Annotated in this window: 11 protein-coding genes and 1 pseudogene; 7 read left to right on the plus strand and 5 right to left on the minus strand. The window is 71.5% G+C overall.

Going from position 1 to position 9,759, the window contains the following annotated elements; genetic code table 11:
- Positions 1 to 83: 83 nt before the first annotated feature.
- Positions 84 to 767, minus strand: a complete 684-nt coding sequence (locus E2651_RS36540; RefSeq protein WP_135335565.1) for a hypothetical protein — start codon at positions 765 to 767, stop codon at positions 84 to 86.
- Positions 768 to 1,026: 259 nt separating this feature from the next.
- Between E2651_RS36540 and aroH the strand changes: the two genes are divergently transcribed.
- From aroH to der, 5 genes are all read left to right on the plus strand, one after another.
- Positions 1,027 to 1,389 (plus strand): chorismate mutase, encoded by a 363-nt coding sequence (gene aroH / locus E2651_RS36545; protein ID WP_135335566.1) that lies wholly within the window; start codon positions 1,027 to 1,029, stop codon positions 1,387 to 1,389.
- Positions 1,386 to 2,471 carry a prephenate dehydrogenase gene (locus tag E2651_RS36550; RefSeq protein ID WP_135335567.1) on the plus strand — a complete coding sequence of 362 codons (1,086 nt, stop codon included), beginning with the start codon at positions 1,386 to 1,388 and terminating at the stop codon, positions 2,469 to 2,471. Before aroH ends, E2651_RS36550 begins: the two co-directional genes overlap by 4 nt.
- Positions 2,472 to 2,561: 90 nt before the next feature.
- A complete protein-coding gene (gene cmk / locus E2651_RS36555; RefSeq protein WP_135335568.1) occupies positions 2,562 to 3,266 on the plus strand; it encodes a (d)CMP kinase in 705 nt (234 codons plus the stop codon).
- Positions 3,263 to 3,964: a lysophospholipid acyltransferase family protein gene (locus E2651_RS36560; protein ID WP_135335569.1), complete on the plus strand. Its 702-nt coding sequence runs from the start codon at positions 3,263 to 3,265 to the stop codon at positions 3,962 to 3,964. Before cmk ends, E2651_RS36560 begins: the two co-directional genes overlap by 4 nt.
- Before the next feature lie 81 nt (positions 3,965 to 4,045).
- Positions 4,046 to 5,515 (plus strand): ribosome biogenesis GTPase Der, encoded by a 1,470-nt coding sequence (gene der / locus E2651_RS36565; protein WP_135335570.1) that lies wholly within the window; start codon positions 4,046 to 4,048, stop codon positions 5,513 to 5,515.
- A gap of 91 nt (positions 5,516 to 5,606) precedes the next feature.
- Here the strand turns inward: der and E2651_RS36570 are convergent, their stop codons facing one another.
- Together E2651_RS36570 and E2651_RS36575 are read right to left on the minus strand one after the other, a co-directional pair.
- The gene (locus E2651_RS36570) at positions 5,607 to 5,906 is read right to left on the minus strand and encodes a hypothetical protein (RefSeq protein ID WP_348541691.1); all 300 of its coding nucleotides are present in this window, start codon (positions 5,904 to 5,906) and stop codon (positions 5,607 to 5,609) included.
- Between the two features lie 172 nt (positions 5,907 to 6,078).
- A complete protein-coding gene (locus E2651_RS36575; protein WP_135335572.1) occupies positions 6,079 to 6,900 on the minus strand; it encodes a hypothetical protein in 822 nt (273 codons plus the stop codon).
- 522 nt (positions 6,901 to 7,422) lie between these two features.
- Here E2651_RS36575 and E2651_RS36580 point away from each other — a divergent pair.
- Positions 7,423 to 8,046 carry a transglycosylase family protein gene (locus E2651_RS36580; protein WP_245239448.1) on the plus strand — a complete coding sequence of 208 codons (624 nt, stop codon included), beginning with the start codon at positions 7,423 to 7,425 and terminating at the stop codon, positions 8,044 to 8,046.
- A gap of 110 nt (positions 8,047 to 8,156) precedes the next feature.
- On the plus strand, positions 8,157 to 8,777 hold the full coding sequence (locus tag E2651_RS36585) for a transglycosylase family protein (protein ID WP_280922822.1): 621 nt from the start codon (positions 8,157 to 8,159) through the stop codon (positions 8,775 to 8,777).
- 2 nt (positions 8,778 to 8,779) lie between these two features.
- Here E2651_RS36585 and E2651_RS36590 read toward each other — a convergent pair whose 3' ends face one another.
- Both E2651_RS36590 and E2651_RS36595 read right to left on the minus strand, forming a co-directional pair.
- Positions 8,780 to 9,466, minus strand: a complete 687-nt coding sequence (locus tag E2651_RS36590; RefSeq protein ID WP_135335573.1) for an ATP-binding cassette domain-containing protein — start codon at positions 9,464 to 9,466, stop codon at positions 8,780 to 8,782.
- A pseudogene (locus E2651_RS36595) lies at positions 9,463 to 9,759 on the minus strand (hypothetical protein); the annotation flags it as partial. The gene E2651_RS36590 and the pseudogene E2651_RS36595, both read right to left, overlap by 4 nt.

Consider the following 9,759-nt stretch of genomic DNA (forward strand, 5'->3'; position numbering starts at 1 on the left):
GCACCAGCGCGGTCAAGGCCTGGCTCGGCACGACGGCGTTCGGATCGACGCTCATGGCGGCTCCCTGGTCGGGGCGGAGCGGGTCAGGGCACGACAGGGCGGGCGGTGAGGTCACCGCCGTCGAACGGGACGGCGCCGGTCTCCGGGTCGAGGCGCGGGGCCTTTTGCGGCTTGCCGTCCTTCTTGAGGATCCCGACCTGCTGCCCGTCGGGCAGGACGATCCAGCCGCCGTCGATCTCGGCGCCGCGGACCTGGGTGGTCGCGCGGTACAGGCCGGAGGGCTTCTTCGCCCTGTCGGCGGTGAAGTCCCATGTCTTCTTGTCGATGTCGACCGTGCCGCGGACCTTGTCGTCGGCGAGCGTGCCGTTCAGTTTCGCGCCGTGCTTGCCGGTCAGCCGCATGGAACCGTCGCCCTCGACATCGCCCTTCAGCCAGGACTCCGTATCGCGCCCGTCGCAGAAGTACGCGATGGCCTTGTCGTCACGGATCGAGATGGAGACCGCGGAGGTGTCGTCGTCGGTGCGGCCCGCGTATTCGGCCTTGGCGGGCGGTTTCTTCGCGGGATCCTTCGACGGCTGCTTCGAGGGGCTCTCGGAGGGGGCCGCGGACGAGGGGTCCGCGGACGAGGTGGGCGCCGGCGACGCCGCGCCGGCCGAGCCCTCTCCGTACGACGAACTGCCCGTCCCCGTCGTCGCGTTGAGCGACAGCATGAACAGGGCCAGCAGCAGCCCCCCGAGCAGCGTGTACAGCGGTCCCGAGCGCTTCATGCGAGCCTCCCCCGAGGCGTGGGCCGTGCCGGCTCCTCCATGCAAGCGGACCCGCGCCCCCTGCGTCCAGGGCTGAACCGTCACAGATCGTGCCAAGTGGCGACAGGGGGCGATCAGGGCGACATTGGCAGGGTCCGAGGTCCCGCCCCTGGGCACGCGGTGTCCGTCTCGGCAGGCGGGCGCCGCGCACTCGTCCCCGGGGCCCTGACTACCCTTGTGAGCACAGCAAGTCGTAGACACGCGAGCGAGGAGCAGCACTGTGGCGGTACGAGCGGTCCGGGGCGCCGTCCAACTGGAGCGGGACGCGGCCGACCACATGGACGAGCAGGTCAGCGAGCTGCTCACCGCCATCCTCGAGCGGAACGGACTGACCCAGGACGACCTGATCAGCATCTGGTTCACGGCGACGCCCGATCTGCACTCCGACTTCCCGGCCGCCGCCGCGCGCAAGCTGGGCATCGTGGACGTCCCGCTGATCTGCGCGCAGGAACTGGAGATCGACGGCGCGATGCCCCGCGTCGTCCGGGTCCTCGCGCACATCGAGACCGACAAGCCCCGCTCCGAGATCACGCACGTCTACCTCGGCGCCGCTGCCACCCTTCGCAAGGACATCGCCCAGTGAGAACCGCCCTCGTCATCGGCACCGGCCTGATCGGCACCTCCGCCGCGCTCGCGCTCGTCTCGCGCGGGGTGACCGTGCATCTCGCCGACCACGACCCCGGGCAGGCCCGTACGGCGGCCGCGCTCGGCGCCGGCACGGACGAGGCGCCCGCGGGACGCGTCGACCTGTGCGTCGTCGCCGTGCCGCCGGCGCATGTCGCCGCGACCCTGGCCGACGTCATGGGGCGCGGGGCGGCGCGCGGCTACCTCGACGTGGCGAGCGTCAAGGGCGGGCCGCGCCGTGAGCTGGAGGCGCTCGGCCTCGACCTCGCCCCGTACATCGGTACGCATCCCATGTCGGGCCGCGAGCGCAGCGGCCCCCTGGCCGCCACCGCCGACCTCTTCGAGGGGCGGCCGTGGGTGCTGACCCCGACCCGGGACACCGACACGGAGGTCCTCAACCTCGCCCTCGAGCTGGTCGCGCTCTGCCGCGCGGTGCCGGTCGTCATGGACGCCGAGGCGCACGACCGCGCGGTCGCGCTCGTCTCGCACATGCCGCACCTGGTGTCCAGCATGGTCGCGGCCCGCCTCGAGGACGCCGAGGAGACGGCGGTGCGCCTGTGCGGGCAGGGCATCCGTGACGTCACGCGCATCGCCGCGTCCGACCCGGGGATGTGGATCGACATCCTGTCCGCGAACCCCGGCCCGGTGGCCGATCTCCTCGCGGCGGTCGCCACGGACCTGGACGAGACGGTGACCGCGCTGCGTGCGCTGCAGTCGGCGGACGAGTCCAAGCGGCGGGACGGCGCGGCCGGAGTCGAGGGCATGCTGCGGCGGGGCAACGCCGGGCAGGTGCGGGTACCCGGCAAGCACGGGGCGGCGCCGGCCACGTACGAGATCGTCGCCGTGCTCATCAACGACCAGCCAGGACAGCTGGCCCGGATCTTCGCCGACGCGGACCGCGCCGGGGTCAACATCGAGGACGTACGCATCGAGCACGCGACGGGCCAGCAGGCGGGCCTGATCCAGCTGATGGTGGAGCCGAAGGCGGTGCCGGTGCTGAGCGCGGCGCTGCGGGAGCGGGGCTGGGCCATCCGGCAGTAAGAGGCGCTCGCGGGAGCCAGTAACCTTGTGCGGGGCGCGTCTGCGCCCCGCCTCCTTGCCCCGCGTCCTGAGAAAGGTGTCCGCAGCCCCGTGGAAGCCGCAGAAACCGCCGAAACCGCCGCCCAGGCAGCCGTCATCGTCGCCATCGACGGACCCTCCGGCACGGGCAAGTCGAGCACCTCGAAGGCCGTCGCCGCCCAGCTCGGCCTCAGCTACCTGGACACCGGCGCCCAGTACCGTGCGATCACCTGGTGGATGGTGAGCAACGGCATCGAGCTGACGGACCCGAGCGCCATCGCCGCGGCCGCCCAGAAGCCCGAGATCATCTCCGGCACGGACCCGTCCGGGCCGACCATCACGGTCGACGGCACGGACGTCGCGGGCCCGATCCGCACGACCGAGGTCACCTCCAAGGTCAGCGCCGTCAGCGCCGTGCCCGAGGTGCGCGCCCGGATCACGGACCTGCAGCGCTCCATCGCCGCGTCCGCCGAGAAGGGCATCGTCGTCGAGGGGCGTGACATCGGTACGACCGTCCTGCCCGACGCCGACCTCAAGATCTTCCTGACGGCCTCGCCCGAGGCCCGTGCCGCCCGCCGCTCCGGCGAGCTCAAGGGCTCCGACGTCAAGGCGACCCAGGAAGCCCTGATCAAGCGGGACGCGGCCGACTCCAGCCGCAAGACGTCCCCGCTGGCGAAGGCCGGCGACGCCGTCGAGGTCGACACCACCGAGCTCACGCTCCAGCAGGTCATCGAGTGCGTCGTCACCCTCGTCGAGGAGAAGCGGGCCTCGAAGTGACTGCCCGCCCGTCACCCGACCACCACCCCTCACGGAGACGCTTCGCGCCGCCTCTTCCCATCGCATCGGAACGCGGTGCGGAGGTCGGCCGCCGTATCGGCGTCGGCCTCATGTACGGGCTGTGGAAGCCCCGCGTCCTGGGCGCCTGGAAGGTCCCCGCGACCGGCCCGGCGATCCTGGCCGTGAACCACTCGCACAACGTCGACGGTCCGATGGTGATGGGCACGGCCCCGCGGCCCACGCACTTCCTCATCAAGAAGGAAGCGTTCATCGGACCCCTTGACCCCTTCCTGCGCGGCATCGGGCAGCTGAAGGTGGACCGTGAGATCGCCGACCGCACGGCGATCACCCGGGCCCTCGGCGTCCTGGAGCAGGGCGGCGTCCTCGGGATCTTCCCCGAGGGCACGCGGGGCGAGGGCGACTTCGCCTCGCTGCGCGCGGGCCTCGCCTACTTCGCCGTACGCAGCGGAGCGCCGATCGTTCCGGTCGCGGTCCTGGGAAGCACGGAGAGGCGCGGACGGTTGATAAAGGGGCTGCCTCCGCTGCGCAGCCGGGTCGACGTCGTCTTCGGGGACCCCTTCGAGGCGGGCGACGGCAGCGGACGGCGTACGCGCAAGGCGCTGGACGAGGCGACCGTGCGCATCCAGGGGCGGCTCACCGCCCACCTGGAGAACGCCAGGCGCCAGACCGGGCGCTGAGTGAGACTTATCAAGTAGTGGCCCGTCGCCAGAGAGAGACGGTCCACCGATCACCACGATGAACAACGAGGTACGGACTTCATGAACGACCAGATCCAGCCCGAGGGCTCGGAGCACGAGCACGGGGCGCTTGGCGACGCCGAGTACGCGGAGTTCATGGAGCTCGCCGCGGAGGAGGGCTTCGACGTCGAGGACGTCGAGGGCGCGATCGAGGCGGCGGGCCACGGCCCGCTGCCCGTCCTCGCCGTCATCGGCCGCCCCAATGTCGGCAAGTCGACCCTCGTCAACCGCATCATCGGCCGCCGCGAGGCCGTCGTCGAGGACAAGCCCGGCGTCACCCGCGACCGCGTGACGTACGAGGCGGAGTGGGCGGGCCGCCGCTTCAAGCTCGTCGACACCGGCGGCTGGGAGCAGGACGTGCTCGGCATCGACGCGTCCGTCGCGGCCCAGGCCGAGTACGCGATCGAGGCGGCCGACGCGGTCGTCTTCGTCGTGGACGCCACCGTCGGCGCCACCGACACGGACGAGGCCGTCGTGCGGCTGCTCCGCAAGGCGGGCAAGCCGGTCGTGCTGTGCGCCAACAAGGTCGACGGCCCGTCCGGCGAGGCCGACGCCACCGCCCTGTGGTCCCTCGGCCTCGGCGAGCCGCACCCCGTCTCCGCGCTGCACGGCCGCGGCACCGGCGACATGCTGGACGCCGTCCTGGACGCGCTGCCCGAGGCGCCCGAGCAGACCTTCGGCGCCGCCATCGGCGGCCCGCGCCGCATCGCGCTCATCGGCCGCCCGAACGTCGGCAAGTCCTCGCTGCTCAACAAGGTCGCGAACGAGGACCGCGTGGTCGTCAACGAGCTCGCGGGCACCACCCGCGACCCGGTCGACGAGCTCATCGAACTCGGCGGGATCGTCTGGAAGTTCGTCGACACGGCGGGCATCCGCAAGCGCGTCCACCTGCAGCAGGGCGCCGACTACTACGCCTCCCTGCGCACCGCCGCCGCCGTCGAGAAGGCGGAGGTCGCGGTCATCCTGATCGACGCCAGCGAGTCGATCAGCATCCAGGACCAGCGCATCGTGACGATGGCCGTCGAGGCGGGCCGCGCCATCGTCCTCGCGTACAACAAGTGGGACACCCTCGACGAGGAGCGCCGCTACTACCTGGAGCGGGAGATCGAGACCGAGTTCCAGCAGGTCGCGTGGGCGCCCCGGGTCAATGTGTCGGCGACGACCGGCCGGCACATGGACAAGCTGGTCCCCGCGATCGAGACGGCCCTGGCCGGCTGGGAGACGCGCGTCCCGACGGGCCGTCTGAACGCCTTCCTCGGCGAGCTTGTGGCCTCCCACCCGCACCCGGTCCGCGGCGGCAAGCAGCCCCGCATCCTCTTCGGCACGCAGGCGGGCACGAAGCCGCCGCGCTTCGTCCTCTTCTCCTCCGGCTTCATCGAGCACGGCTACCGCCGCTTCGTGGAGCGCAGGCTGCGCGAGGAGTTCGGCTTCGACGGCACGCCGATCCACATCTCGGTGCGTGTGCGCGAGAAGCGCGGCCGCAAGAAGTAGCAGCCACGCAGGAACGAACGGGTGAGGCCCCGCCTTCTTTGAATTCTTTGAAGAATCTGAAGAAGGCGGGGCCTCACCCGTGTGCGGTGCCTCAGTACTCCCTGCGCGGTCCCGGCGGCAGCGCCGCGGGGAACTGGTGGTGTCCTGTGCCGTGCTGCTCCTGGCCGTAGCGCGTCACGTGCAGCTGGCTGAGCGTGTTGTGCCGCGGGCCCTGCCGGTCGCCGACGCGGTGCATGGCGTACGGCGTGGAGCCGAAGGCCGTGAAGCCCAGATCCTCCTCACCGCTCCGGTCACCCGGCAGGGCCTTGAACGACCTGCGGTACTCCGAGTACAACGCGTCGTAGATCGGCGTGGCCGAGTAGGAGCCCCCGGTGTCCTGCGCCGAGCGCATGGACGGGATGGGGTTCTGGTACGCGGGCCGGTGGCGAGTGGGGTCGTATGTGTGCACGTATGTGCCAACGACCCCATGCGCGTACGGATGCGGGGGCCGCGCCGCTTTCGCGTGGCGCCGGGAGTGTGACCGGCGCATGCGCGGCTCGTGGCGCGGCCCCGGCGCGGTCGGCTCAGGTGCCCGCGAGCGGCATCGCGGCCGCCACCAGACGCCCGTGCGCCGCCGCGTTGTCCAGGGCGCCGCGCAGCAGGTCCTCGCGGGGCTGGCGGCCGATGGAGCCGACCGGCGCCGCGAAGAGCAGCACCGTCTGCAGCTTGTTGGCCGCGGCCCGCCAGGCGTCGGTGACCTGGAGCGGGTGGTGCGCCTGCCACCAGGCGACGGGGGAGCCTTCCCCGAGCGCTCGGCTTCGCTCGTGCAGGGGAGACCCCACTGTGCCGCCGGGCTGGAGCACGGCGTGCAGCTGGCCCATGGCGAGCAGCACCGACCAGCCGTGCAGTACGTCGGGCACGGTGTCCAGCGAGGCCACCGGCATGAAGCCCTGCTCGATCAGGAGCGGCAGGAAGTCGTCGCCGCCGCCGGCGACGGCGCCGGGGCGCGCGATGGCGCCGGTCGGCTCGACGACGAGCGCGGGGTGCAGCTCGCCCTCGATGAGGACGAGACCGCTGGTCACGCCGAGGACGGCCTGGTCGGGTACTCCTCCGGCGGGCCTCGTGCCGTCATCGCCGGTGATCGAGCGTACGGCGCCCTGGAGCTGCTCCTCGGAGACCTGGACGATCTGGGAGGGCAGGCAGGTGGCGTGGGCGAAGGCGAGCACGGCGGTCTCGTCGCCGATGAACAGGACCGTGCTGGTGCGTTCCTGCTCCGAGTCGCCCGGGGTGCGGCAGGACGTGCAGTCGTAACTGCCCGGGGCGTTCTCTCCGGCGAGCAGCCGGTCGGCTTCTTCGTCGCCGATCTCGGCGCGTACGTCGTCGCCGACGTCGAGCATGCGCGGCACGGGTGGCTCCTCGGAATCGATGCGTGGGAGCCGGCGGTGTCCGGCTCATAAGGAGACAACGGGCGATCAGTGGCGCAAGTCACGCGCGAAGGCGAACGGAATCGAACCATCCGCAGCGGAGGGTGAGTTGTTCGGCGGAATCCGTCACTCCGCGCCAACGCCTGCTGAGTACAGGGAAGTTGGAGCGGTGAGGTGGGTCACAGATCATCTCGCCATCGGGTCGACAAATACTGAAATCAGGGAATTAAGTGGATGGCCGAAAATCGCCGATACTGCTGGTAACAGTCAACTGGCCTGGAATGACAAGGAGTTGGTTGATATCGGGGCGAGCGGGCTCCTAGATTCCACCCTCGTGTGCAGCGAGCACCGCTCAGGTACGTCCGTCGGCCGCACCAGCCAGCTCTAGCACCGCGGCACGAGAGTGCCGACTCCGGCGGACGGGGTGGAGTGGACCTCCGGCGTCAGATGCGCGAGGAGGCCCACGGCACCAGGGGGAGCCTGGGTCCTTCGAGAGGGACATACATGTCCGCACATCCCAAGCGCGTTCGCAGGACGGCAGTGATCGGCGGAGCGGCGTTGCTCGCCCCGCTGGGACTGCTCACCGCCACCGGCCAGGCCGGAGCGGCGGACAGCGGAGTGTGGGATCGCATCGCTCAGTGCGAGAGCGGCGGAAACTGGAACATCAACACCGGCAACGGCTACTACGGAGGACTGCAGTTCTCCGCCGGTACCTGGCGCGCGTACGGCGGAGGGGCCTACGCGGCGACCGCCGACAGGGCATCCAAGGCGCAGCAGATCGCTGTCGCCGCCAAGGTGCAGCGCGCTCAGGGGTGGGGCGCGTGGCCCACGTGCTCGGCACGGGCGGGAGCGTCCGGCAGCGCGCCGGGGGCGGCGGCTCCCGCCGCACCCGCGGCTCCCGCGGCGCCCAAGGCCGTCAAGGAGCGGCCCGTGAAGGAGCGGGACCGTACGCCGAGCCACACCGACCGGGGCTCCGGCCGCGGTGACTACACCGTCCGGCAAGGGGACACCCTCAGCCGGATCGGGGCGGCGCACGGCGTCGACTGGCGTCAGGTCTACGCCGCCAACAAGGCGGTCATCGGCGGTGATCCGAACATGATCGTGCCGGGGCAGCGGCTCGACCTCTGAGCCGGGCCACTCAGGGCGTGGCCCTGCCCGGTCGTCCGACCGGGTGGGGCCATGTCCATGGCGGGCGCGGCACGGCTCAGCGCCGCTGCCGCCCTGCCTAGCGTGGCCGGATGTACCCGATGCGGATGATTCCGATGTCGATCGAGCGGCGCCGGTCGCTGTGGCCCGCCGCGCTGCTCGCCACCGCGGTGTCCCTGCCGGCGACGGTCGTGCCGGCGGCCGCGTCGGCTGTTCCTCCGCCGCCGCTGCCCGGTCCTCCTGCCGCCGCCGCGGCGTACGACTGCTCCCGTACCGAGGGGCCGTGGACCTGCCTCGCCCAGTGCGAGAGCAGCGGCCGGTGGGACGTGAACACCGGGAACGGCTACTACGGGGGGCTGCAGTTCTGGCAGCCCACCTGGGAGGCGCACGGCGGGCTCAAGTACGCGCCGCGTGCGGATCTCGCCACCAAGGAAGAGCAGATCAAGGTCGCCGAGAAGGTGCTGCGGACGCAGGGGTGGGACGCCTGGCCCGTGTGTTCGAAGAAGATCCCGAAGGAGATCCGGGACGGGCACGGCAGGGTGCATGTGGTCAAGAAGGGCGAGACGCTGAGCTCGATCGCCCGGCGCTACAAGGTCAAGGGCGGTTGGCAGGCTCTGCACAAGGCCAACAGGAAGACGGTCGGGAGCCGTCCCGATGTGCTGGACGTCGGCGTGGAGCTGATCATCCCTAGGGCGGGGGCCAAGCGGTCCTGAGGTCATTCCTCGGGCGGTGGTCTTTCGGCCAGTTCGGCCGCCTCGCCGCTGAACACGACCTCGCCCCTTCGCAGTTCGTGCACCACCACTGCCGTCCGGCTCGCGCGTTCGCGTACGCCGGGCGGCAGTCGCTGTTCGGCGGTGATCACGCAGGTGTCGTCCAGGGCCATGAGGAGTTCGTACGTCCGGGACGCCACCGGTGGTGACATGCCCTGGGTGGGCTCGTCCACGAGGATCACCCTGGCTCGGGCCAGCAGGGTGCGGGAGAGGGCCAGCATGCGTTGCTCGCCGCCGGAGAGGGTGCCTGCCCGGCGGGGGAGGAGGGGACGCAGCTCGGGGTACGCGTCGAGGGCCGGGGTGAAGTCGCCCTCGTTGCCCCCTGACAGCTCGAGGTTCTCGCGGACCGTGAGGGTGCCGTAGGTCGCCTGCCTGTCCGGTACGAAGCACAGGCCTCGCCTCGCGCGTTCGTACGGGGTGAGCCGTGTGACGTCCCTGCCGTCCCAGGTGACGGTGCCCGCGGAGAGGGGGGCCGTGCCGGCCAGGGCGCGCAGGGTCGTGGTGCGGCCGGAGCCGTTGCGGCCGAGGAGGACGGTGAGGCCGTGGGGCTGGGCGGCGAGGGTCACGCCGTGCAGGGCTTCCAGGGGGCCGTAGCGGACGTGGGCCTGGTGGAGCGCGACGCCGGTTCTCATGGCGCCGCCCTGTGGAGCACTTCCGTCGGCGGGCCCGAGGTGACGATGCGGCCCGCCGTCATGACGTACACGGTGTCGGCCAGGTCCGCCACCAAATCCAGGTCGTGCTCCACCACGAGCAGTGCCATGCCGTCGGCCGCGAGGGCGCGCAGCAGGCGGGTGAGGGCCGCGGTCTCGGCGCTGTCCAGGCCGGCCGCGGGCTCGTCCAGGAGGAGGGTGTGCGGGTTCCCCGCCAGGGCTCTGTCTCTTATAAACATCTGACGCTGCCGACGAATAGCCTTGTGTAGAGCTCG

Origin of the sequence: Streptomyces sp. MZ04, assembly GCF_004684775.1 — a bacterium.
Lineage (GTDB): Bacteria > Actinomycetota > Actinomycetes > Streptomycetales > Streptomycetaceae > Streptomyces.